Genomic DNA, 21,358 nt, shown 5'->3' on the forward strand with positions numbered 1-21,358 from the left:
CGCTGAGATCGCCACCTCTGCCTTGACAGTTCTCATGATCATCATCATATGATGGCCATACGATGTTCGTCCCTGGGCCCCTCTGGCCCTCGATCGCCGCGGCTCTCCTCGCCGCGCTTGCGACCAGTACCTGGAGTGCCCTCGCGTCGAAGCACCTCGGCGTGCTCGCGATGCTGGCGCTACGATCCCGAGGAGGAGGCAGCGCGTGAACGCCAAGGTCGAGCAGAAGGACAGGTCCCACGAGAACATCCTCGCGTCGGCGGCGCGTTTGCTCCGGGAGAAAGGCATTGCCGGGGCCCGCGTCGCCGAGGTGATGAAGGGAGCGGGCCTCACCGTCGGCGGCTTCTACGCCCACTTCGCCTCGAAAGAGGCCCTGATCGACGACACCATCCGGCGCACCAGCGCCGCACTGCGCGCGGAGCTGTTCGGCAGGCTCGACGCAAAGCCCAAGGAGGCGCGCGCCGAGATCGTCCTCAAGCGCTACCTGTCGGCACGCCACCGGGACGACATCGACCGCGGCTGCCCGCTCCCTGCCGTCGTCGGCGAGGTGGGCACGACGGCGCCCCAGCACCGGGAGTCCGTGCGCGAGATGCTCGAAGAGATGACCACAGGCCTGGAGGAGCACCTGCCGCCCGAAGGCCCCCTGCCACGTCGGACGATCGCCCTCGGGCTCCTCGCGATGATGTACGGGGGCCTGAGCCTGGCCCGCGCCCTGCGCGGCAGCCCCCTCTCCGACGAGATGATCAAGGCCTGCCGCACCCTCGGCGCCTTCGCCGCACGCGCCGGCGCCGAGCCATGACGCTCGTCACGCTCGCCTGCGCAACCTGCGCAGCCTGCGCAACCTGCGCGCCCTGAGACCACCACGACACCACCGGCACACGACCCCCCACCGACGCGGGGGAAGGACCTCGCACGCCCGCACACGTCCGGCGTGCCCCGCAGGAGACCCCATGACCGAAGCCATCCGCCCTCCGAAGACGACGAAGCACCTCGACGACATCCAGCGCCTCGCGCGCGGTGAACTCCCCCCACCCGGCATCGCGAAGCTCGTGGGCTTCACCATCGGCGGCATCGACCTCGGCCGCACCGTCGCCGAGATGGACACCGGCCCGCAGCATGCCAACCCGATGGGAACCTTGCACGGCGGGGTGGTGTGCGACCTCTCCGACGCCGCCATGGGCATGGCGATGGCGACGACACTCGAAGACGACGAGAGCTTCACCACGCTCGACCTGACGGTGAAGTTCTTCAAGCCCATCTGGAAGGCACACATCAAGGCCTCCGCCGTGGTGGTGAAGCGAACGCGCACCCTCGGACTCATCGAGTGCACCGTCGAAGACGACAAGGGCAGCCTGGTGGCCCGGGTGTACAGCACCTGCATGGTGCTCCGCGGCCAGGCCGCCGAAGGACGCTGACGTCCCGGCGCCATCAGGGGCCATGCCCGCGGGTCGGTGGCGAGACCCCTCTTCACCTGCACCGTCTCCCCTCTGGAGCAGCACGCCCCTCGAAGGCCTCGCACGCTTGCAGCGCATGCCAGCTCGTAGCAACCATCGGCGTCTCGGGGCGGGAGCGAGGGCGCGGACGCACCCGACCCCACGCACCCCCGCGACAGGAGCACGCCATGCAACCTCTTCGATACTCCATCAACGTCACCCTGGACGGGTGCTGCGACCATCTCGCCGGTGTCCCGAGCGAAGAGATCCACCAGCACGCCGTCGCGAACATCGAGCAGGCCGATAGCCTCCTCTTTGGCCGGGTGACGTACGAAATGATGGAGGTCGCGTGGCGACACCCCGTGCCTGCGGGGACGAGGCCGGGCTGGATGGAGCCTTTCGCCAGAACGATCGACGCCAAGAAGAAGTACGTCGTGTCGAGTTCCCTTCCCGGGGTCGACTGGAACGCGGAACTCCTGCGCGGGGACCTGGGAGAAGCCGTTCAGCAGCTCAAGCAGAAGTCGGGGAACGGCATCTTGACGGGTGGCGTCACCCTCCCGAAAGCGCTGGCGGAGCTAGGATTGATCGATGAGTACGAGTTCGTCGTGCATCCCCGGATCGCAGGCCATGGGCCGACGCTGTTCGCGGGGCTCTCGAAGTACATCGACTTGAAGCTTGTCGGACGGCTGGAGCTCCCCTCGGGGGCCATGGCGATGCGGTACGCACCGAAACGGTAGCCGAGCCGCGGACGTCGGAAGCTCGCCGAGGTTCCCCGGCACGCGTCGGAAGCTCGCCGAGGTTCCCCGACACGCGTCGGAAGCTCGCCGAGGTTCCCTGACACGCGTCGGAAGCTCGCCGAGGTTCCCCGACACGCGTCGGAAGCTCGCCGAGGTTCCCCGACACGCGTCGGAAGCTCGCCGAGGTTCCCTGACACGCGTCGGAAGCTCGCCGAGGTTCCCCGACACGCGTCGGAAGCTCGCCGAGGTTCCCCGACACGCGTCGGAAGCTCGCCGAGGTTCCCCCGACACGCGTCGGAAGCTCGCCGAGGTTCCCCGACACGCGTTTGGTGGGTCCAGAGGTTCGCAGTCTCTGCCCGCCTCCAGCTCCACCGTCAGACAGACTACCGCCCCAGCGCCCTCGCTCCACGGCCCCAACCAGAGTCCTCCGGACCGTCCCCACGGCCATCACAGCATCAGCCACGACCCTCCGGACCGTCCCGAGGTGCTCTCTTTCCTTCATGCCATCCCATCCCTCCCTTCCACGCCACGGAAGAGATCGCGCCTCCGACCTCCCCTCTCAACACGCCGGTGTGCCCCATCACTGCCCTCTGGGACTCGTGAAATCAGACCGCCCGGCGTACTCTCGGGACGCATTTCCGCCCAGAGAACGACCTCCATGCTCCGCGGTGTGCCCAACCTTTCCCTTTCATCGGACGACGGCTCTCACGGGTTCGCGGAAGGCCCATCATCACGGATGGCGTCGCGATGTGTGCCGCCTGCATGCCCAGCAGAACTCCCGCATCCCTCGTCACGCAGCGTGACGCCCGGCGTCGTGGCCTCGCTCGTGCAGCCCGTCGCTGCGAGGCTGTGGCAACGCTCGCACCGGGACGAGGCGCGGGCGCTGTTCGAGAAGGTGCGCGGCGCAGCGCCCGAGACCTTGATCCCGGGGCGTGAGCTGAAGCCACTGCTCGCAGCGCTGGAGGCGTCGGGGCTGCTCGGACTGCACCTCGTCGCGCTGTTCCCGCAGGCGAGCCTGGGGTTCGTCGACTACTACACGATGTCCAGCGCGACGCTGCGCGAGGGGCTCCAGCGGTTCGTCCACTGCATCGGGGTGTTCGTCGATGCCATCCCGCTCTCGCTCGTCGTCGAAGGGGACGAGGCGCGGCTCGTCCTCCGGGAGCGCAACCGGCCGCGGCTGTCGCGGCGTCTGGCGGAGTTCTTCTTCGGGCTGGTGGCGACGCGGTGCCGCGAAGCGGTAGGGCCGGCGATGGAGTTCCGGTCGGTGTCGTGGATTCACCCGGAGAGGGACCAGCAGGCGGCGTGCGAGGCGTTCTTCGGCGCTCCGAACCACTTCGGGTGCGAGGAGGATGCGCTCGCCTTCGACGCTTCGCTGCTGGACTGCCCGCTGCTCACGGCGGACCCGGCGGTGAGCTTGGCGCTCGACGAGCACGTGCGCCGCCTGGGCGATCGCGCGCGACGCGACGAGTTCGTGGAGGCGGTGCGGGTGGCGGTGGCGCGCACGTTGCCGGGAGCGCCGAAGGTGTCGCTCCTGGCACGGGCGCTGGGGGTGTCGACGCGGACGCTCCAGCGGCGGCTGTCGGAGCGAGGCACGCACCTGCAAGCGCTGCTCGACGAGGTGCGGCGCGAGCGGGCGGTGGCCCTGCTAGAGGATCCGAAGGTGCCCATCGCCACACTCGCCGAGCGTCTGGGCTTCGCGGAGAGCGCGCCGTTCTTCCGGGCGTTCCGCCGCTGGACGGGCACCACGCCGGCGGTCTTCCGGTCGCGGAAAAACGGGGGCGATCACGGAGGTTGAGGGGCGGCGAGGGGCTCAGTCGTAGCGCGCGGAGAGCTTGAAGGTGCCCTGGAGATGCACCTGCACGGCGTCGGGGTCGGCGTCGTAGCTCACGGTCAGCTCGCTCCCGAGTTCCTCGCGCTCGCCGTCGGCGTCGATGCGCTCGATCATCGTGCCCTCTTTGCCTTCGAGCGTGGCGGACGCCAGGGGGCCCGCGGCGAGCACGAACAGGCCAGGGGCCTTCGCCGGGGTCACGCCCTTCTCTGCCAGGAGGGCGTCGAGCTTCGCCTGCGCGCGCTCGAACTCGGCCTCGGCGCGTGCCGTTTCCTCGGCGCCCAGCTTGGTGGCCTTGCCTTTGGCGCCCTGTCTCGATCGCACGCTCATCTCCGCGGCGAGAGCACCGACCAGGAAGGTGAAGCACGTCGTCTCGTCCGGCGTGGTGGCGTTCGGGGTCCCGCTCTCGGTCAGATCACCGTTGGGAGCGGCCACGAGCTGCCCGCCGAGGGCGTGCACCGCCTTGGCGAGATCGACGCACTGGGCGTACGTGAGGCCGTCGAGCGGATAGCCGTACACGACGAGCGCATGGGTCTGCTTGGAATCGAAACCGTAGTCCATCCTCAGCTCCTCGAAGGGTGACGCCCGGCTCGTCGCGATCCTGAGACGACCGCGCACCGGCGACGGCGCGAAGCTCAGCCGAAACAGGGTCGTTCCCCAAGAGCTGGCGCGGCTTTTGGCGCGGGAAGGTACGAAGTTGGCGCGCGGTGTCGCTCACCGGAGCGTCGGTGGTGACCGCGCCGACGGCAGGCCGGGCGGCCGTGGAGAGATGCTGGTTGCGCCGACGGCAGGCCGGGCGGCCCTGGAGAGGTGCAGGTCGCGCCAACGACAGACCAGGCCGCGGCGGAGGGAGGCCGCGCCTGGATGCGGGTGGAGATTCAGGGGGTGTGGTGCTTGCGGAACTGCGCGAGGAGTTCGGCCTGGGTCGCTTCGGGGACGGGCTCTTCGGGGAGCGCCTTCAAGGTCTCGACGGTGGTGAGCATCTGGTCGACGTAGATGCGGCAGTGGCTGCACCACGAGAGATGGAACCGGTAGCCGAGCCGCTGGACGGGGGAGAGCTTCCCCTCGCCTTCGTCCGTGATCATCTCCGTCAACTGCCGGCAGGTGATGAACATGGCGTCTACTCGCTCCGCAGGTACTGCTCGAGGGCAGCGCGGAGCCGCGCTCGCCCTCGGTGCAGGAGAACGCGCTGGTTGGTCTCGTTGATGCCCAGGATCTCGCACACCTCTTCGGAGGAGCACCCGTCCACGTCCCGGAGGGTGACCACGGCGCGCTGGCCCTGAGGGAGGGCGTCGAGCTCGACGAGCAGCCGGGTGCCCATCTCCTTGCGAAGGACGTGGTCCTCCGGACTCGCCGAGGGGAACGAGGTCGGCGCGGACGTCCAGCGGCCCCACCAGTGGAAGCGCTCGGGGGAGACGGCCGATTCGTCGTCCGCGCCGCCGTCCTCCATCCAGGCCACGGGGACCATGCGCTTGTCGCGGGTGGCCCGGGTCCGGGCGCGGTTGGTCAGGATGCGGAAGATCCAGGTCTTGAGCGACGCGCGGCCCTCGAAGCGAGGGAGGCTGTCGAGCACGACGGTCCACGTCTCCTGGACGATCTCCTGGGCCCCTGCCTGGTCGCGCACCAGGGTGCGAGCGAGACGCTGCATGGGGCCGTGCAAGCGCTCGACGAGCTGGGTGAAGCAGGCCTCGTCGCCGGCCACGAGGCGCGCGACCAGGGCCATGTCTTCACGGTGGATGCCGTTCGGGGTGCTGGTGGCGACCCGCGCAGGGGCGCTCGCGGCGTGCGGGGCGCTCGCGGAAGCTGCAGGGGGCCGGGGCGTCAACGAAGCGACAGTACCATGAGGGGAGAAGGCGCGGGTCCCTGGCCGGTGTCGCGCGGGGCGCAGTCGATGCGGTGCACGCCGTCGCCCGAGGTGCTGGAACGTGACGGCAGGACTGAAGTCGTGGCGGCGACGTGCTCCAGGCCCGACGCGATGTCATGAAGTACCTGGCCACGGTTGAGGCAACCGCACCGCTCGTCCCGGTCCGAACACGACCGGGACGAGCAGACGCCTGGGGGATGGCTGGTGCGGCAGCGAGGGGGGAGATGACCATGGACGCGCTGTTCATCGGGGTGATGGCGGGGTGTTTCTTGCTGTCCTGGGGGCTTGTGTGCTTCTGCGGGAAGGTTTGATGGCCACGACGTCCTGACGGGCACAGAGACGTCCGCAGATCTCTACAGCCAGAGTGAGGCGTCACGCCGGGAGGGCGATCTGGCAGATCGCCGAGGGGCGATCCACGCGATCGCCTCGCGTCGGCAGCGCCTGTGCGCAGGCGCCACGTCACGCGGCGAACCCGCTGAAAATCGCACGTTCCGTGCGCGAGGGCCTCGCTGGCCTGCTCCCTGCAAAGCGGGAGGGCGGCGCGATGAGACCGCGCCGGAGTGGCCCTGCGCCGCTCGGACGATCCGTTCACCCCTCGACCCGCAAAGGACGGTTTCCATGTCGCGTCAGCTCCGCTTCGCCCCCGCATCCCTGCTGTCTCTCCTCTTCGCCGTGGCGGCATCAGGCACGGGGGGATGCGTCGCAGAGGACGCGCAGCTCGACGAGGACATGGAGCGGCACACGCTGGCGGTGGGGTGCCAGGACGTCCCGAGCTGGGCCGAGAACGTCGGCTACACGGTGGGCACCGTGGTGAGCTTCCAGGGGAAGACGTACGAGTGTCGCCAGAGCCATACGAGCCTCGGAGGCTGGACGCCCGAGGCCGTGCCCGCGCTGTGGCTGGAGACGGGGACGTGCTCGAACACGAGCAGCAGCACGACCACCACGAGCGGGAACGGTGGCAGTGGCGGCGCGGGTGGGAATGGTGGTTCCGGGGGCAGTGGTGGCTCGGGAGGCAGTGGCGGCTCCGGGGGCAGTGGCGGCTCCGGCGGTGGACCCACCAGCACCTTCGCGGAGCACGCGCTGATCGGCTACTGGCACAACTTCACGAACCCCAGCGGCTGCACCATTCCCCTGTCGCAGGTGTCCAGCGACTGGGACGTCATCGTCGTCGCGTTCGCCGACAACGATCCGCAGAGCAACGGGACGGTGCACTTCACGCCCTTCCCGGGCGGCGGGAGCTGCCCGGCCATCAACGCGGCGCAGTTCAAGACCGACATCGCGGCGAAGCGCGCGGCAGGGAAGATCGTGGCGCTCTCGCTCGGTGGGGCCGAGGGGACGATCACGCTGAACACGGCCGCGGACGAGGCGAACTTCGTCAGCAGCTTGACGGGGATCATCCAGGAGTGGGGCTTCGACGGGATCGACGTGGACCTGGAGAGCGGCTCCGGGTTGCTGCACGGGACGCAGATCCAGCAGCGGCTGGTCACCGCCATCAAGACGATCAACACCAACGTGGGCGGGAACATGTACCTGTCGATGGCGCCGGAGCACCCGTACGTGCAAGGGGGCGTCGTCGCGTACTCGGGGATCTGGGGCGCGTACTTGCCCGTCATCGATGGGCTGCGGGACGAACTCGATCTCCTGCACGTGCAGCTCTACAACAACAGCAGCGTCCCCACGCCGAACACGCCGGCGTACCGGAACGGGAAGCTCTATCCCGAGGCCACGGTCGACAACCTGGTCGTCTCGGTGACGATGCTCCTGGAGGGCTTCACCATGGCGAACGGGTCGCAGTTCCAGGGGCTCCCTGCGAGCAAGCTGGCGTTCGGGTTGCCCTCGGGGCCCAGTGCGTCGAACTCGCCGGTGACGAGCAACGCGACGATCCAGAACGCTTACCGCTGCATCACGCAGCGCACGAACTGCGGCGAGCACGTTCCCTCGGCGAGCTATCCGAGCTTCCGTGGGGTGATGACGTGGTCGATCAACTGGGACCGGCACGACGGGTACGTCTTCTCGCAGCCGCTCGGCGCCTTCCTGCACAACTGAGGCGCGCTCAGGCGGGGGGTGGCTCGGCGGAGGAGACGGCGCCGAACTCCGGGCGGTAACGCACGATGCCGGGGTGGGACACGAGGGCGCCAGGGCGAAGCTCCAGGGCCATGAAGGCCTCGTCGGGGCAGGCGATCTCCCAGCGAAGGCCGAAGCGGCTGGCGGGTTCGAAGCCGAAGCGCGGGTAGTAGGCGGGGTGGCCGAGGACGACCACGGCGCCGTGGCCTGCGCGTCGGAGGCGGTCGAGGCCCTCGCGGATCAGGCGGTCGCCGATGCCGCGACGCTGGTGCTCGGGGAGGACGGCCATGGGGGCGAGGCCGATGGCCTCGTCGTGCGCGCCTTCGCGTTCGATGGTGACCGGGGAGAACAGGATGTGACCCACCACCTGGCCGTCGATCGAGGCGACGAGGGAGAGCGTGACGCCGCCGTTGCGGGTCAAGGCGTCGACGAGGTCGGCCTCGGCAGGTGTGTTGAAGGCGCGCTCGTTCACGCGGCGGATCGCGGCGGCGTCACCAGGGTGCTCGGGGCGAAGGTCGACGATGAGCATGTCCATCGATGGCCCCGAGGCCGGGTGGTGGCAAGCGTCCCGCGCCGGGTGGCTCAAGGGCGCTGGGCAGGGGGACCGCAGGAGCAGGCGCACTCGTCTGGAACGGCGCCCGAGGGGCCTGTGGCGAGCGAGAAACGCCAGAAACGCAGGCGATTCACATTTTACCCGGGTGCTATTGACCAGAGAATTTACCCGGGTATAAACACCTCACGATGAACGACGACGTGACGTACACAGCGTTCGTGGGGACCCGGTGTCTGGTGTCGGGGGGGCTGCGCGAGGTGCTTCTTCGCACGAAGGCGCTCCTCGATGAGGGGAGCGACGAGGTGGTGCTCCTGTTCGACGACAGGACGGGCCGGCAGGTGGATTTCAACTTCCAGGGGACGCCGGAGGAGGTGGTCGCACGCGCGACGCCGGCTGCGCCACGCACCGGGCCGGGGCGTCCGAAGCTCGGGGTGGTGAGCCGGGAGGTGTCGCTGCTGCCGCGGCACTGGGCGTGGCTCGAGCAGCAGCCACAAGGGATCTCGGCGGCGCTGCGAAGGCTGGTGGAGGAGGCGAGCAAGCGGGATCCCGGCAAGGAGCAAGCGCGGCTGGCACGAGAAGCGGCGAGCCAGTTCCTGACGACGATGGCGGGCAACCTGCCGGGGTACGAGGAGGCGACACGCGCGCTGTTCGCCGAGGATGCAGGGCGGTTTGCGGAGCAGATCCGAGCGTGGCCGGAGGACGTCCGAGAGCACGCGGCGCGGCTGGCGAAGCCTTCGTTCCGGCAGGACGAAGCGGCTCCTTAGCCGGGGAAGAGGCCGAGGGAGAGGCTCGGGCGGGGAGACGGAGCTCGGGGACTCGACCCGACGTGACGCCATGGGCCGGCTTGCGACGAGAGGAGAGGAACGTGAACGGGTCTTGCTGGAAGCTTTCGGCCTCGGCGCTGGCCGAACTCGTCGCGCGCGGAGAGGTCTCTGCGTGCGAGGATCTCTGCCTGGAGGCCGCGACGGCGATCGAGGCGCGGCTGGGGCGCTTCACGCCGCTGGATCGGTGGTCGCGCGATCCAGGCGGAGCCAGCAGGTGGCCGCCTCCCCCACGTACTTCATGAGCGCGTAGTTCGTTCCGCCGCTGAAGACGACGCCGATGCCGAAAGGGAGAGACTTGGCGATGGAGCTACGGGCGAGGACGATGCCGACCTTCTTGAAGAGGTCGGAGGTGGACTGGAGCCTGGCGCCCTTCAGCATGCGCCGTACGCGTGCCACGCCGCCCTCGGTGTCGAGTCGTTCGCCGTCGTCGTCCCCGGCTCGCTCCAGCGTGGCGCCGGCCGAGAGGAGGAACGAGAGATAGCGGGCTTCCTCGGTGTCGAGATCCCACCCGAACACGCCAGCGAGGCAGAGGCACATGTCGACCTGGAGCTTCATGCAGATCGCGCCGTCGGCGACGCCGCCGCCCAGCATGGCGACGGCCGTGCCGAGGCCAGGGACGATGCCCGCCAGGGAGGTGAGGCCGCCGCTGGTCGCAGCGAGGCTGGCGTAATACCCGACGAGGTCGCGCGCGGCCCGGTCCTGGTGCTGGTCGAGGGCGTCCTCCGGGTGCCGAGCGCGACTCTGGTCGAGCCACCTGGCCGCGGTGGTCCGGGCTTCGTCCGGGAGGATCACCATGACCTCGACCGCTCTCAGAAACCGGAGTCCGGCGTCGTCACTCGTCTCCTCGTCCGCCATCGACTCGCCCGGCATAGCACGAGGTGCAGGTCGGGTTCAGGGCGGCGGCGCTGGAGTGGGCTGTCAGGAAAGCCGAGCGTCCGCAAGAAGCGAGCGTCAGCAGACACGGAGGGGGGGTGAAGCCTCGTCACGCCGCATGAAGGCGCCCGGGGTCATGCCCAGAAGCTCACGAAAATCAGCGTTCATGTGGGACTGGTCGTAGTACCCCGCGTCGGCAGCCACCTTGGTGAGGAGTTCTCCGGCGCGCAGGGCACGCACCGCGCGCTGCAAGCGGACGCTTCGAATGAAGGCCTTCGGGCTCATGCCCACCGCCTCGGTGAAGGAACGGCGGAGATGGCGAGGGCTCGCCCCCACACGGCGAGCGAGGTCGTCGAGGCGGTCGGGGAAGGGGTCCCAGTCGACGGACTACGGCAACGTGGCCACGGCAAGATGTCTCGGGGGCGGCGAAACCAGTCCACAGCGTTCCCTGGGGACCACCCCCTGCTGTGCTTGTGCCCCCTCGGCATCGCGTGACAATCTGGTGGGATGTCGGCAGACCACGACGCCCCACGTGACGTTGGCACGGCCCCCGTCCAGTTGTCTTCCGTGATGCAGCAAGCGGTGGCCTTGTTGCATGAGCAGCCGACGACGGTTGCGGCAGCGTTCCTCGCCCCGCTGCAAGAAAAACTTCACGACATCTCAATGAAGATTCAGACTGCCTTTGAATCCGGGTGGCTGGAGTCCTTCCAGCAACGGTTGCAGGTTGGCGTGACGAGGATCCAGGCTGCCGAGGCTGCGCTGAAGAACGCGGAGGGCATCGGCCGAATGGGCTGGACGTTCCCGATGAACGTAAGCCTGACTGACGTCGTCGAGATCCTGCTGCAGGTGCCTAACGGCCCAGAGGCCATAGACGCCGCATTCGCCCGCTTCTATGCCGATACGGAGAAGCAGTCGTTACCGCTACTTCTGGCAGCTCTTCGACAGCATGCGCGCCTCGCCGAGTTTAGAGCGCTTATTGAGGAGGTCGGGTTCGGTCTTGAGCACCAGAAGTATCGTCTCGTCGTGACGGCGCTTATCCCGCTGTTCGAGGGAGTGGCGCGTAGCTGTTGGGGCGATAGTTTCTGGCAGGGAGCGGCCAGGGACAAATTCTTCAAGGACAAGATCGCAACTTTGGCATCTGACGGCCTCGACCACGTCATGTGGTCCGCGACGCAAGCCTTCGTCGAGCTGCTCTATAAGAAGAATTTCCATGGCGATCCAAAGCCGCGTGCCCTCAACCGTCACTGGATCTTGCACGGGCGCGGTCCTGCTGATGCCAGCCTCGTAGACGCGCTTCGGCTCCTCCAAGCCATTTACACTGTCGTGTCGTTGGCGGACGAAGAAGCGCAAGACGCAGTACAGGCTGCGCCGGCCGTGTAGCATCAATGCAACGCCCGTTCCCGAAAATCGTCGAGCGCTGAAATCAGGTGTCGCAACGACGGGGCTAATCGCTCGAAGCGCCAGCAGGAGAGGATGTCGACGCCGCCCGGGTGAACGTCAGACGGTAGCCGGTCAAGTTCGGGACGACGCTCACGTGCGCCGCTAACTGCGCAGTCCACGTACTCGACCACGATCTCCAGCCGCCTTGTTCGGCCAACTGCCGCCGCTCGTGGACCTTGCATTTTTGGCCGCTGATCGTGATTGCTGACACGGCAGTAGAGCCCGGCACGAGGTCTATTGCTGACTTGTCGAAGTTGGGGTTCACCCTTCTGGTACGTCGCTGGCAGCGTCGAACTGAACCACACTTTCGCGCCTACACGATCATCTTCAGACCAAGCACTGCCCAGTTATCCAGGTGCTTCTCCTGTTGGTCGAAGAAGGCTCTGAGGCTGCCATCCGGGTGCGGGTTCCCGTCTCGTCGCGGCGTGTTCAGCCATGCCTGATGGCTCGTCTTGATCGTGTGGGCCACCGTCTCGCTCGGGACGACGAAAAACCTGGGACACTCGCCTGGGAGGCCAAGGTTCACGAACACGTAGAACAGCGTCGACGATACGAGCGTTTCGTTCTTCTTGGAGAGGAGCCACTTCGTTTTCCTCGACTGGTTCGTCTTCACTTGAAGAGCGACGCTCCGCCCCCCATTCGGCTCAGAGGCGATGAGGTCCACGCCCTCGGTGTTCCGAATCGTCGGGAGGGCGGTCAAACCTCGTCTCGACAGTTCGGCGGCGACGAACAGCACTCCGGCGTTGCCGGCTACGTCCTTCCTCAGCCTGAGCATGCCCACCATCTTGCTTCAGGCCCATGAGTACGTGGGAAGAATTACCAAGCGTCACGGCCACGGCACCTCGGGGGCAGCCTCCAAGTCTTCCCGGAGCCCCCGACGATCGTGTTCCTGTGCTCGGCCATCAACACGGCGGTCACGGGCGACACCATTCGCGCAAGCGGTGGCGTCACCTGAACCCCACGGCCAGGGACTTCGCCCGCTTCCCGGGACAACGAGCGTCAGGCCCGAAGCGGTGAGCCAGGGGCTCGAGCGCAGGCGGCGTTCGTCGTCTTCTCAGCGGGGGGCGATGCGCATGACCTCGGCCTGCGCGATGCGGTCGAGGCGAAAATGGCGGCGCTCGCCCCGGTTCAGGTCGATCGCGTCGAGGCGGGTCTCGTGGCGGTCCATCAGAATCGACTGGATGCGGATCTCGCGGGTCGTCTGGATGTAGTTGCCGTCCACGTACACGATGCGGAGTGGCTGCTGCTCGAACCACGCCCGCTCGACGGCGGCGCGGACGTCCTTGTTGCTGGGGAGGCCGGGCACGCCGCTGAACGACAGCTCCGACAGGCGGGCGAGGAGGTCGCGCTGGGCCGAGGTGGAGAGGGCGGAGCGGACCTTGTCGAGGGCGGACTGGAGGGTGTCGGTGAACGGGAGGAGGCGGGTGTCGATGGCGAAGCGGCCCAGGGCGACGAGGAGGGCGGCTTCGCGCGCGGTGAAGTTCACCGGGGGGAGGCTGTAGCTGCGGTCGAGGGCGTAGCCGCCGCCACGGCCCCGCTCCGCAGCGACGGGCATCGCGGCGGCGCGGAGGGCGTCGAGGTCGCGGTAGATGGTGCGGATGGTCACGCCGAAGCGCTCGGCGAGGGCCTCGGCGGTGACGCCGGTGCGGCGGCCGCGCAGGTACTCGGCCAGGGCGAAGAGTCGCTCGGTTCGCTGCACCTCGGGCGAGCGCATACCGAGGTCGAGGCGCTGCGGCAAGCGCACGCCCCGCCTGCGATGATCGGGTGGTCGTCGGCACCTCGATCTCGGGCAGGCGGGGCGGAGCCTTCCGTCAGGCGACCTCCTCGTGCTGGGCGAGCCGATGCTCGAGGCGCGCGAGCACCTCGGGCGAGGCGCGCAGGGTGAGGAGGATGCCTGTTTCACCGTACTCCTCGGTGAGCACCTGCAGCTCCTGCCGCAGGCCCGCGAAGACGCGGGCGAGCTGGTAGGGGACGCAGACCTGTGCGGTGGTCATCTTCCCCTCGAAGAAGCGGATCACCTCCTCCCTCAGTCGCCGCACATCGGCCGGATCGTGCGCGGAGATCGCGAGCGCGTCGGGGAACTGTTCCTCCAGCGCAGCACGCTCCAGGTCGTCGAGCCGGTCGATCTTGTTGAGCAACACCTTCGCCGGGATCTGAGCCGCGCCAAGCTCGTCGACGACCTGGCGCGTCACCGAGAGCTGCGTCTCGAAGGCAGGATCCGAGGCGTCGACGACGAAGAGCAAGAGCGACGCCTCGTGCACCTCGTCCAGCGTGGAGCGGAACGACTCGATGAGCGCGTGGGGCAGGTGCTCGATGAACCCCACCGTGTCCGCCACGAGGATCGGCGGGTTCGCCGGCGGCTGGAGCGCCCGGATGGTGGTGCCGAGGGTGGCGAAGAGCTTGTCCTCGACGAGCACGTCGCTCCCCGTCAGGCCACGCATCAGCGAGGACTTGCCCGCATTCGTGTAGCCGACGAGGGCCACCCGCCGCATGTCCTGCCGACGAGCGCGCTGCATCGCCCGCTGGGCCTTCACCACGGAGAGCTCACGCTGGAGGGCGCCGATCCGGGCTCGGTGGCGCTGCTTGCGCAGCTCGACGTTGGAGTGGCCGCGTCCGCCCCTCCCGCCGCCCCCCTCGCGATCACCAAGGCCGGTGTCGTCGCGGATCCGGGGCGCTTCGTGGTGGAGACGGGCCATCTCCACCTGGAGCATCGCCTCGCGGGTCCGGGCATGCAGCTCGAACACCCGCAGGATGATCGCCGTCCGATCGAGGACGTCGACCCCCAGGGCGATGCCCAGGTGGCGCTGTTGCCCCGGGGTCAGCTCGGCGTCGACGAGCACGACGTCGACGACCGGCGGGACCTCGGGCTCGACGCTCGGTGGCCCAGCCGCCTTCGGCCCTGGATGGACCTCGCCCGGGCCGCCGGTCAGCGCGGCCAGCTCGCGGAGCTTGCCCTCTCCCACCAGCGAGGTGGCGCTCGCGCCGAGTCGCCGCTGCACGACACGCTGGACGACGTGGATCCCGAGGGAGCCGGCGAGCCGCACGAGCTCCCCGAGCGACCTCGAGACCTCGGCGTCCGGCTGCTCCGGACGCTGAACGGCGATGACCAGCGCGCGCTGGGAATGAAGGGGACGGTGAACGGGATGATGATCAGAACGTGAACGATCGGAACGCTTCGCCATGATGGCCTCCTCTGGGTCAGGTCCAGGGAAGGCCCGCGATGCGGGGCACACGGCGTGTCGAACCTTCGTGAAGCTCGTGCCGCTGCGATCCTTTGTGGACGATCACGACGGTGGACGAGCAAGGCCCTCGGCATGCGCACCGCACCCGGGACCTTCCCTGAAGGAACGCGGGTACGGAAGGCAGCGCCGCACACGAGGGTCTTCGCACATCAGGCGCGAAGGGCCGTCATCGTTCGTGCGACCGCTGCCGGTCTTAACGCAACCGAATGCTCGCCAACATCGAGCCGTAGCTTACCCGGAGAAGGCGACCACGCCAATCCCCGTTCAGCCCATGGGACGCCCGCTCAGCCCACGGGACGCCCATAAGGATGGATCTCGCGCGCCTGGCGGAGCGCGAGGCCCCACCAGACGAGCTGGTCGAGCATCGCCTTGGCCGCCTTGCTGCTCGCGCCCGGATCCCTGGGGCGCCCGGCTTCGTCGAACTGCCGCTGCGCCATCTGGAAGCTCACGGTGTCGCGCATCGTCACCACGTGCAGTTCGGCGAAGACCTGCCGGAGCTGCTCGACGGCGCGCAGACCACCCGCCGTGCCGCCATACGAGACGAAGCCCAGGGGCTTCGCATGCCACTCGGTGGATGCCGAGTCGATCGCCGCCTTCAGCAGCGCCGGGTAGCCGTGGTTGTACTCCGAGGTCACGACGACGAAGGCGTCAGCGGCGCCGATCTTCGCCGCGAAGGCAGCGACCTCGGGCGGGGCCTTCTTCTGATGCTCGACCGGGAGGCCCGCCTCGATGAGGTCGATCACGTCCAGGCGCACATCGCCCCGACGCTCGGCCTCATCGAGAAACCATCGCGCCACGGTGGCGCCCAGCCGACCTTCCCTCGTGGCGCAGATGAGCACCGCGAGGTGAAGAGGGAGATCCGACATGTCCATGTTCTCCTGGTGTGGGTGGGGAGGGAGAGGACAGGGGTGCGGTCGAGGTGACGGCCGGAGAAATCAAGCAAGCGTCGCGCCCGGTGCTCGGCGAGCGCCCAGGGATCGAGCTGCCACGCGAGACCGCGCGCGACCTCGGATGGCGACGGACGTGCTGGTCGCGTCGGCCCGCGCGGCTCGCTCCATGCGGAGCGTGATGCCACACTCGCCGCATGCACGACCTCACGCGACGGAGGCTCTTGCAGCTCTCCTTGACGATCCCCGCGGGCGTCGCCATCGGTGGCTGTCTGCGCGACAAGGCCGAAGCCCAGGCGGGGCGCGAGACCAGCAAGCCAGCTGGCCCGTCCACCGGGGCCTCGGCCGAGCCCTCGGGTCCCACCGAGTCCCCTGCCCCGCAGGCTCGACCCTCAGCCCAGGAAGGCGCCACGATGAACACCCGCCCCATCCCGAAGAGTGGTGAAGCGCTCCCCGTCATCGGCCTCGGCACCTGGCAGACGTTCGACATCGCCAGCACGGGCGACGAGCGCGGCCCGGTGCGCGAGGTGGTCCAGCGCCTCCTCGCCGCGGGCGGTCGGGTGATCGACTCGTCGCCCATGTACGGTCGCGCCGAGACGGTGACCGGGGACGTGCTCGCCGACCTCGGCGCCATCGGAAAGCCCTTCCTTGCGACCAAGGTCTGGACCCGCGGCGGACCCGAGGGCATCGCGCAGATGGAGCGCTCTTTTCAGCGCATGCGTACCCAGCGCATGGACCTGCTCCAGATCCACAACCTGCTCGACTGGAAGACCCATTTGCCGACGCTCCGCGCGTGGAAGGAGGCTGGTCGGATCCGCTACATCGGCATCACGCACTACGCCCACAGCGCGTTCGAGGAGATGGAGCAGATCCTTCGGACCGAGGCGCTCGACTTCGTGCAGCTCCCCTACAACCTCGAGGATCGAGAGGTCGAGAAGCGGCTCCTTCCAGCGGCCCGTGACGCCGGCACGGCCGTGCTGGTGATGCGCCCCTTCGCCGAAGGAAGCTTGTTTCAGAGGGTTCGCGGCAAGGCGCTGCCCGCGTGGGCCGCGGACTTCGACTGCACGAGCTGGGCGCAGTTCTTTCTCAAGTTCATCCTCGGGCACCCGGCGGTGACCTGCCCGATCCCGGCCACCGCCAAGCCAGACCATGTGGCCGACAACCTGAAGGCGGGTCTGGGGCGTCTTCCGGACGAGAACACGCGCCGCAAGATGATCGCACTCCTCGGTTGAACGGCCAGGCGAAGCGGGGCCGGCAAGGACGTCGGGGGCTTCGAGGAGACCTGACACCGGCCTGCGACGACCAGGAGCGTCAGGACGCCGGCGTCACGCGCGTGAACATCTCGGTGAGGTCCGCATTCACGCGAACAGGGATGAACCGGCCCTCCTGCGGCGAGACCATGAGCCCCATCATGTCGGCAAAGAAGCGCGCAGAGACGCCTCTGTCTCGCGCAGGAACGATGAAGTGGTTCAGCACGATGGTCACGTCGGCGCGCCTCGTCGTGAACGATCCCGAGTCGCTCCTCGGAGCGGCTCGTCGCCAGGGTTGCACGCCGTCGGCTCGGGTGGGTGCCACGTCCTCGTGACCCAATCATCAACCAGATGGTTGACAGTCGGTCCTCGGCTCCCCAATCATCAACCAGATGGTTGAGCAACAAGCTGCTTCCCTCGACCGCGTGTTCCACGCGCTCGCCGACCCGACGCGTCGCGCCATGCTCAGCAGTCTGGCGCTCCGTGAACAGACGGTCGGCGAGCTGGCGGCGCCGTTCCAGATCTCGCTGGCTGCCTCCTCCAAGCACGTGAAGGTGCTGGAAAGCGCTGGCCTGGTCCGGCGCACGGTGCAGGGCAGGACGCATGTCTGCCAGCTCGAAGCCAGGCCGCTCGGGGCGGCGCATGGCTGGCTGCAGTCCTACGAGCAGTTCTGGAGCACGCGGCTCGACCGCCTCGAAGCCTTGTTCGCCGCTTCTTCGAAGGAGCCCGCAGGATGAAGAAGCCCGAGCATCTGTTCGCGATGGTCCGCACGATCGATGCCTCGCCGGAGGCGGTCTACGCCGCCTGGACCCAGCCGGAGATCATGCGCCGCTGGTTTGCCACCGTCGTCGAGGCCGACGTACGGGTCGGCGGGCGCTACCGCATCGAGAACCACGAAACCGATGGCACGGTGAACGTTCATGCCGGCGAGTACCTCGTCCTCGAACCCGGGCGTCGCATCGTCATGACGTTCCAGCATGTCGGGGCAACGCCGAACACCGACTATTTCGACGAGTTCGTGAGCGTCACGCTGCGCCCACTGCCTTCGGGAATGACCGAACTCACCCTGGAGAACGGGTGGGATGGCCTCGGCCCCGGCGACGATGGCCTCGAGGCGTTGAAGCAAGGGTGGGGTGAGTGGCTGGACCTGCTCGCCGCCGTGCTCTAAGCCCTCTCGTGGCGCACCGCTTGCAGCAGTTGCAGCAGACGTCACGAGGGATGACCCGATGACCCTGCTCACGACCCCCACGGCTCCGACCCCCCCGCGGCGCGTTCACCTGACAGGGGTGCCGGAGACCATGCTCTGGACGCTGCACAACCGCGCCTCGGAGGCGAAACGCCCCGATCGCGTCCTCGACGACCCGCACGCCGTCCGGATCGCCGAAGCCATCGCGTACGACTACGAGCGTTCGTTCGGTCCACCCGAGATCTTTCACGCCATCCGCGCCAAGCTCTTCGATGACGTCGTGCGCACCTGGATGTGCGCTCACCGTGGCGGCACCGTCGTCAATCTGGGGGACGGCCTCGAGACCCAGGCATTTCGTCTGGACGATGGGCAGGTGCGCTGGGTCTCCGTCGACCTTCCGCAGGCCATCGCCCTCCGCGAGCGCTTCATCCAGCCGAGTTCGAGGCGTCGTCACGTGGCCGCGAGCGCACTCGATACTTCCTGGATGAACGAGGTCGAGGCTTCACAGGGTGTCTTCGTGACCGCCCAAGGCCTGCTCATGTACTTCGAGGAGGAGCAGGTCCGCGCCCTCCTCGTCGCCATCATCGAGCGCTTTCCTGGCGTCGAGCTGATGTTCGACGCCATCCCCCCCTGGCTCTCGCGCAAGACGCGCTCGGCCGCAGGATGGCAGAAGACGAAACACTACCGAACGCCTCCCATGCCCTGGGGCATCCAGCCCGAGGCGATCGAGGCGACCCTGTGTCGCTGGAGCCCTCGGGTCACCTCGGTCGAGCTCGTCCCGCTCCCCACCTTTCGAGGGGTCGCTGGGCACATCCTCCCCCTGGTGTCACGCCTGCCACTCGTGCGGAACGCGATCCCGACCGCCGTTCACGTGAAGACCGCGCGCTGACCTGGCACGTTCCCGCTCGGCCGATACGACGCTTCCATGGGCGCGTTCCGCCGTGACGCCTCCGCAGGCCCAGGGACCCTGCACGCGACCAACGGCCAGCCCCAGCCCCCACGCCATCATGACCACCCAGAAGAACCGCCCTTCCCTCGACCCTGCGCTCCTTCGCGGCGAACGCCCCACGAAGACGCTCACCGAGATCCTGGCCGTCGATACGCGGCGCCTCCTGGAGGGCGCATTCCCGGCCCTCACGCTCACGGACCGCGAGGGAGAGCAGCTCACCAGCACCTCGATCACCGCGCGCATGACCGCAGCAGGCCAGCTCCTTCATGATCGCCTCGGTCCGGACTGCATCCCGCAGCTCCACAGACATACCGCCGACACCGTGCGCGGGTTCGCGCCCTACGTCGTCGCCGCGATCCCTGCGCTCGATCTGCGCGAACGTCTGGACCGGGTGCGCGAGAGCGCCGACGATCCGCACTTCGGGGTCCGCGAGTGGGCCTGGCTCGCCGTGCGCGCTCACGTGGCCAGCGACATCGAGGGGGCCATCGCGCACCTGGAGGCGTGGACGGCCGATCCCTCTCCGCGCATCCGTCGCTTCGCGACCGAGGCAACGCGCCCTCGTGGCGTGTGGTCGGCGAAGATCCAGAAGCTGCTCGACGCGCCTCGGCTCGGCCTGCCCTTGCTCGAAGCCCTCCGCGCCGATCCCGAGAAATATGTGCAGGACTCCGTCGCGAACTGGATCAACGATGCCGCCAAGTCTCGCCCGCAGTGGGCGCTCGACCTGTGCGATCGCTGGCGACGGGAGAGCCGTGGGAAATCCACGGAGCGCATCTGCACCCGCGCACTGCGGAGCTTGAAGTAGCAAGGCACCGGCGTCGGCTGGAGGTCAGCGCTTGCTGCACTTGCTGGCGTGGAGGTCATGGTCTGCCAGCCGGATGAGATCTTCCGCCGAGTGGGTGTCCTCGCACGCCTGGGCAGCGCCCGCCGAGGTGGTCAACGAGAGAGAGTGTGCGTCGACGCGGAAGGTGTGCGCTGCGATCGCGACACGGATCTGCTCCGCCAGCAGCGCGGCGCCCGCAAGATCCGTTTCCGGAAGCATCAATGCGAACTCGTCACCACCGTACCGCGCCAGGACGTCACCCGGACGCACGTGGTTGCGCAGGAGCAGAACGAGGTCTCGTATCACCTGATCTCCCGCCAGGTGACCATACGTGTCGTTGAGGTTCTTGAAGCGGTCGAGATCGAACAGCACCAGCGCGAGGGGTCGTCCGGTACTCCGGGCGCGCTGCAGCTCGTCGCCGAGCCGCTCGCGAAGGTAACGACGGTTGTACGCCTTCGTCAGACCGTCGAATTCCAGGTCGCAGGATCTCGGCTCGACGATGCCTCGGGAGACGTCGTCGGAACGCGTGAGCTTCAAGATCGTACCGCCGACACCAACCTTGTCACCCCGCTGCAGCAGCGCGCTCTGCACCCGCTCCCCGTTCACATAGGTGCCGCTGGTGCTGTCGGTGTCGACTACCCACCAGCCATCTTCTCGGTGCTCGAACCGAGCGTGGTGCCGTGAGACGGTGTCGCTGCCGATCACGATGGTGTTTTCAGCATGCCTCCCGATCGTCATCACGCCGGCAGAAGGCATCAGGGGGTAGCTCCTGCCCAGGAGCTTCGCATCCTGCGAATGGACGAGAAGGAGGAGGTCTGGAGCCATCGAGTCCTGAGAGATGCTCATCCGAGGTGGCCGGTGGTGCTGGGTTGAGAGGGAACCGAGAGGCCCATCCTGCCTCCCGACAAGGAAGCGTACCTTGCCCGAGACCGCCCGAGCGTGTCCTCCGCCTCTTGGCGCGACTCCCTGGCGTGCGGAACATCGCCTACGACGCGAAGCGCCGGATCGTCACCGAGGCCTGGAGCCCGCTCGGACGGGGTGACACGCTCCGAAACGAGACCGTCGTGGCCCTCGCAGCGAAGCACGGCAAGACGCCCGCACAGTTCATCCTGCGCTGGCACCTCGATCTGGGTGTCGTGGCCATCCCGAAATCACAGGACCCGGCCCGCATCTGCGACAACCTCGACCTCTTCGACTTCGCGCTGGATGCGGGCGATCATGCACAGCTCGCGACGCTGGATCGAGGCCACCGTCTCGGGGAACACCCGACCCACTGTACCGAGGAACAGAGCGCTCCCATCCAGAGGCGATGCGTCGAATTCGAAAGCAAGGCCCGGAGTGCTACCTCTCCTGTCGAGCGTTAGCTTCGACCCGTGACCCGCAAGGACTGCCGGAAGGAGGCACACGC

The 21,358-nt window shown here is 68.1% G+C and carries 25 protein-coding genes and 1 pseudogene; 13 read left to right on the forward strand and 13 right to left on the reverse strand.

The window, feature by feature from the left end; genetic code table 11:
- Positions 1 to 205 precede the first annotated feature (205 nt).
- The 4 genes from CMC5_RS32815 to CMC5_RS32830 all read left to right on the forward strand — a co-directional run bounded on the left by CMC5_RS32815 (position 206) and on the right by CMC5_RS32830 (position 3,965).
- A complete protein-coding gene (locus CMC5_RS32815) occupies positions 206 to 799 on the forward strand; it encodes a TetR/AcrR family transcriptional regulator (RefSeq protein ID WP_050434097.1) in 594 nt (197 codons plus the stop codon).
- 151 nt (positions 800 to 950) lie between these two features.
- Positions 951 to 1,415, forward strand: coding sequence for a PaaI family thioesterase (locus tag CMC5_RS32820; protein WP_050434098.1), 465 nt, complete (start codon positions 951 to 953; stop codon positions 1,413 to 1,415).
- Positions 1,416 to 1,621: 206 nt separating this feature from the next.
- Positions 1,622 to 2,170 carry a dihydrofolate reductase family protein gene (locus tag CMC5_RS32825; RefSeq protein ID WP_050434099.1) on the forward strand — a complete coding sequence of 183 codons (549 nt, stop codon included), beginning with the start codon at positions 1,622 to 1,624 and terminating at the stop codon, positions 2,168 to 2,170.
- A 736-nt stretch (positions 2,171 to 2,906) separates the two neighbouring features.
- Positions 2,907 to 3,965, forward strand: a complete 1,059-nt coding sequence (locus CMC5_RS32830) for a helix-turn-helix domain-containing protein (protein WP_169796730.1) — start codon at positions 2,907 to 2,909, stop codon at positions 3,963 to 3,965.
- A gap of 15 nt (positions 3,966 to 3,980) precedes the next feature.
- Here CMC5_RS32830 and CMC5_RS32835 read toward each other — a convergent pair whose 3' ends face one another.
- From CMC5_RS32835 to CMC5_RS32845, 3 genes are all read right to left on the reverse strand, one after another.
- Positions 3,981 to 4,559, reverse strand: coding sequence for a hypothetical protein (locus tag CMC5_RS32835; RefSeq protein WP_050434101.1), 579 nt, complete (start codon positions 4,557 to 4,559; stop codon positions 3,981 to 3,983).
- Between the two features lie 317 nt (positions 4,560 to 4,876).
- Positions 4,877 to 5,113: an anti-sigma factor family protein gene (locus CMC5_RS32840; RefSeq protein ID WP_050434102.1), complete on the reverse strand. Its 237-nt coding sequence runs from the start codon at positions 5,111 to 5,113 to the stop codon at positions 4,877 to 4,879.
- A 5-nt stretch (positions 5,114 to 5,118) separates the two neighbouring features.
- Entirely contained in the window at positions 5,119 to 5,823 is a 705-nt protein-coding gene (locus CMC5_RS32845) for an RNA polymerase sigma factor (protein ID WP_245677934.1), read from the reverse strand.
- A 657-nt stretch (positions 5,824 to 6,480) separates the two neighbouring features.
- Between CMC5_RS32845 and CMC5_RS32850 the strand changes: the two genes are divergently transcribed.
- The gene (locus CMC5_RS32850; protein ID WP_050434104.1) at positions 6,481 to 7,908 is read left to right on the forward strand and encodes a chitinase; all 1,428 of its coding nucleotides are present in this window, start codon (positions 6,481 to 6,483) and stop codon (positions 7,906 to 7,908) included.
- A gap of 7 nt (positions 7,909 to 7,915) precedes the next feature.
- Here CMC5_RS32850 and CMC5_RS32855 read toward each other — a convergent pair whose 3' ends face one another.
- The gene (locus CMC5_RS32855) at positions 7,916 to 8,455 is read right to left on the reverse strand and encodes a GNAT family N-acetyltransferase (protein WP_050434105.1); all 540 of its coding nucleotides are present in this window, start codon (positions 8,453 to 8,455) and stop codon (positions 7,916 to 7,918) included.
- A gap of 224 nt (positions 8,456 to 8,679) precedes the next feature.
- Here CMC5_RS32855 and CMC5_RS32860 point away from each other — a divergent pair, with 224 nt between their 5' ends.
- A complete protein-coding gene (locus CMC5_RS32860; RefSeq protein WP_245677937.1) occupies positions 8,680 to 9,243 on the forward strand; it encodes a DUF2239 family protein in 564 nt (187 codons plus the stop codon).
- 228 nt (positions 9,244 to 9,471) lie between these two features.
- On the opposite strand, the gene CMC5_RS32865 is transcribed toward CMC5_RS32860, so the two are convergent.
- Both CMC5_RS32865 and CMC5_RS32870 read right to left on the reverse strand, forming a co-directional pair.
- The gene (locus CMC5_RS32865; RefSeq protein WP_050436263.1) at positions 9,472 to 10,158 is read right to left on the reverse strand and encodes a hypothetical protein; all 687 of its coding nucleotides are present in this window, start codon (positions 10,156 to 10,158) and stop codon (positions 9,472 to 9,474) included.
- A 96-nt stretch (positions 10,159 to 10,254) separates the two neighbouring features.
- Positions 10,255 to 10,524: pseudogene (locus tag CMC5_RS32870) on the reverse strand (helix-turn-helix transcriptional regulator); the annotation flags it as partial.
- A gap of 159 nt (positions 10,525 to 10,683) precedes the next feature.
- On the opposite strand from CMC5_RS32870, the gene CMC5_RS32875 reads away from it, so the two are divergent.
- The gene (locus CMC5_RS32875; RefSeq protein ID WP_050434108.1) at positions 10,684 to 11,556 is read left to right on the forward strand and encodes a hypothetical protein; all 873 of its coding nucleotides are present in this window, start codon (positions 10,684 to 10,686) and stop codon (positions 11,554 to 11,556) included.
- A gap of 2 nt (positions 11,557 to 11,558) precedes the next feature.
- Here the strand turns inward: CMC5_RS32875 and CMC5_RS49285 are convergent, their stop codons facing one another.
- From CMC5_RS49285 to CMC5_RS32895, 5 genes are all read right to left on the reverse strand, one after another.
- Entirely contained in the window at positions 11,559 to 11,921 is a 363-nt protein-coding gene (locus CMC5_RS49285; RefSeq protein WP_156339036.1) for a recombinase family protein, read from the reverse strand.
- Positions 11,922 to 11,929: 8 nt separating this feature from the next.
- Complete coding sequence (locus CMC5_RS32880; RefSeq protein WP_063796698.1) at positions 11,930 to 12,391, reverse strand: hypothetical protein; 462 nt, start codon at positions 12,389 to 12,391, stop codon at positions 11,930 to 11,932.
- Between the two features lie 279 nt (positions 12,392 to 12,670).
- Positions 12,671 to 13,315, reverse strand: coding sequence for an HTH domain-containing protein (locus tag CMC5_RS32885; protein WP_050436264.1), 645 nt, complete (start codon positions 13,313 to 13,315; stop codon positions 12,671 to 12,673).
- Positions 13,316 to 13,427: 112 nt separating this feature from the next.
- A complete protein-coding gene (gene hflX / locus CMC5_RS32890) occupies positions 13,428 to 14,798 on the reverse strand; it encodes a GTPase HflX (RefSeq protein ID WP_050434110.1) in 1,371 nt (456 codons plus the stop codon).
- Positions 14,799 to 15,142: 344 nt separating this feature from the next.
- Positions 15,143 to 15,724 (reverse strand): NADPH-dependent FMN reductase, encoded by a 582-nt coding sequence (locus CMC5_RS32895; RefSeq protein WP_050436265.1) that lies wholly within the window; start codon positions 15,722 to 15,724, stop codon positions 15,143 to 15,145.
- Between the two features lie 218 nt (positions 15,725 to 15,942).
- Here CMC5_RS32895 and CMC5_RS32905 point away from each other — a divergent pair, with 218 nt between their 5' ends.
- Positions 15,943 to 16,977 carry an aldo/keto reductase gene (locus tag CMC5_RS32905; protein ID WP_082363007.1) on the forward strand — a complete coding sequence of 345 codons (1,035 nt, stop codon included), beginning with the start codon at positions 15,943 to 15,945 and terminating at the stop codon, positions 16,975 to 16,977.
- 79 nt (positions 16,978 to 17,056) lie between these two features.
- Here the strand turns inward: CMC5_RS32905 and CMC5_RS45265 are convergent, their stop codons facing one another.
- Complete coding sequence (locus CMC5_RS45265; RefSeq protein WP_156339037.1) at positions 17,057 to 17,230, reverse strand: VOC family protein; 174 nt, start codon at positions 17,228 to 17,230, stop codon at positions 17,057 to 17,059.
- A 157-nt stretch (positions 17,231 to 17,387) separates the two neighbouring features.
- On the opposite strand from CMC5_RS45265, the gene CMC5_RS32910 reads away from it, so the two are divergent.
- From CMC5_RS32910 to CMC5_RS32925, 4 genes are all read left to right on the forward strand, one after another.
- The gene (locus CMC5_RS32910) at positions 17,388 to 17,732 is read left to right on the forward strand and encodes an ArsR/SmtB family transcription factor (protein WP_050434112.1); all 345 of its coding nucleotides are present in this window, start codon (positions 17,388 to 17,390) and stop codon (positions 17,730 to 17,732) included.
- Complete coding sequence (locus CMC5_RS32915) at positions 17,729 to 18,163, forward strand: SRPBCC family protein (protein ID WP_050434113.1); 435 nt, start codon at positions 17,729 to 17,731, stop codon at positions 18,161 to 18,163. Before CMC5_RS32910 ends, CMC5_RS32915 begins: the two co-directional genes overlap by 4 nt.
- A 58-nt stretch (positions 18,164 to 18,221) precedes the next feature.
- On the forward strand, positions 18,222 to 19,070 hold the full coding sequence (locus tag CMC5_RS32920; protein ID WP_050434114.1) for a class I SAM-dependent methyltransferase: 849 nt from the start codon (positions 18,222 to 18,224) through the stop codon (positions 19,068 to 19,070).
- Positions 19,071 to 19,188: 118 nt separating this feature from the next.
- Positions 19,189 to 19,932, forward strand: coding sequence for a hypothetical protein (locus tag CMC5_RS32925; protein WP_050434115.1), 744 nt, complete (start codon positions 19,189 to 19,191; stop codon positions 19,930 to 19,932).
- Positions 19,933 to 19,956: 24 nt separating this feature from the next.
- Here CMC5_RS32925 and CMC5_RS32930 read toward each other — a convergent pair whose 3' ends face one another.
- Positions 19,957 to 20,775, reverse strand: coding sequence for a diguanylate cyclase (locus CMC5_RS32930; RefSeq protein WP_050434116.1), 819 nt, complete (start codon positions 20,773 to 20,775; stop codon positions 19,957 to 19,959).
- A gap of 128 nt (positions 20,776 to 20,903) precedes the next feature.
- On the opposite strand from CMC5_RS32930, the gene CMC5_RS47075 reads away from it, so the two are divergent.
- On the forward strand, positions 20,904 to 21,314 hold the full coding sequence (locus CMC5_RS47075; protein WP_218920116.1) for an aldo/keto reductase: 411 nt from the start codon (positions 20,904 to 20,906) through the stop codon (positions 21,312 to 21,314).
- The last annotated feature ends 44 nt before the right edge of the window (positions 21,315 to 21,358 follow it).

The sequence above is a fragment of the Chondromyces crocatus genome, from assembly GCF_001189295.1.
GTDB classification, from domain to species: domain Bacteria; phylum Myxococcota_A; class Polyangia; order Polyangiales; family Polyangiaceae; genus Chondromyces; species Chondromyces crocatus.

Coding starts and splice junctions, on each gene's coding strand:
- CMC5_RS32830 (WP_169796730.1), top strand. CDS start 2,907: ATGGCGTCGCGATGTGTGCCGCCTGCATGCCCAGCAGAACTCCCGCAT.
- CMC5_RS32925 (WP_050434115.1), top strand. CDS start 19,189: ATGACCACCCAGAAGAACCGCCCTTCCCTCGACCCTGCGCTCCTTCGC.
- CMC5_RS32875 (WP_050434108.1), top strand. CDS start 10,684: ATGTCGGCAGACCACGACGCCCCACGTGACGTTGGCACGGCCCCCGTC.
- hflX (WP_050434110.1), bottom strand. CDS start 14,798: ATGGCGAAGCGTTCCGATCGTTCACGTTCTGATCATCATCCCGTTCAC.
- CMC5_RS32905 (WP_082363007.1), top strand. CDS start 15,943: ATGCACGACCTCACGCGACGGAGGCTCTTGCAGCTCTCCTTGACGATC.
- CMC5_RS32840 (WP_050434102.1), bottom strand. CDS start 5,113: ATGTTCATCACCTGCCGGCAGTTGACGGAGATGATCACGGACGAAGGC.
- CMC5_RS32820 (WP_050434098.1), top strand. CDS start 951: ATGACCGAAGCCATCCGCCCTCCGAAGACGACGAAGCACCTCGACGAC.
- CMC5_RS32930 (WP_050434116.1), bottom strand. CDS start 20,775: ATGGCTCCAGACCTCCTCCTTCTCGTCCATTCGCAGGATGCGAAGCTC.
- CMC5_RS32895 (WP_050436265.1), bottom strand. CDS start 15,724: ATGTCGGATCTCCCTCTTCACCTCGCGGTGCTCATCTGCGCCACGAGG.
- CMC5_RS32850 (WP_050434104.1), top strand. CDS start 6,481: ATGTCGCGTCAGCTCCGCTTCGCCCCCGCATCCCTGCTGTCTCTCCTC.
- CMC5_RS32880 (WP_063796698.1), bottom strand. CDS start 12,391: ATGCTCAGGCTGAGGAAGGACGTAGCCGGCAACGCCGGAGTGCTGTTC.
- CMC5_RS32865 (WP_050436263.1), bottom strand. CDS start 10,158: ATGGCGGACGAGGAGACGAGTGACGACGCCGGACTCCGGTTTCTGAGA.
- CMC5_RS32855 (WP_050434105.1), bottom strand. CDS start 8,455: ATGCTCATCGTCGACCTTCGCCCCGAGCACCCTGGTGACGCCGCCGCG.
- CMC5_RS32920 (WP_050434114.1), top strand. CDS start 18,222: ATGACCCTGCTCACGACCCCCACGGCTCCGACCCCCCCGCGGCGCGTT.
- CMC5_RS32910 (WP_050434112.1), top strand. CDS start 17,388: ATGGTTGAGCAACAAGCTGCTTCCCTCGACCGCGTGTTCCACGCGCTC.
- CMC5_RS32835 (WP_050434101.1), bottom strand. CDS start 4,559: ATGGACTACGGTTTCGATTCCAAGCAGACCCATGCGCTCGTCGTGTAC.
- CMC5_RS32825 (WP_050434099.1), top strand. CDS start 1,622: ATGCAACCTCTTCGATACTCCATCAACGTCACCCTGGACGGGTGCTGC.
- CMC5_RS32915 (WP_050434113.1), top strand. CDS start 17,729: ATGAAGAAGCCCGAGCATCTGTTCGCGATGGTCCGCACGATCGATGCC.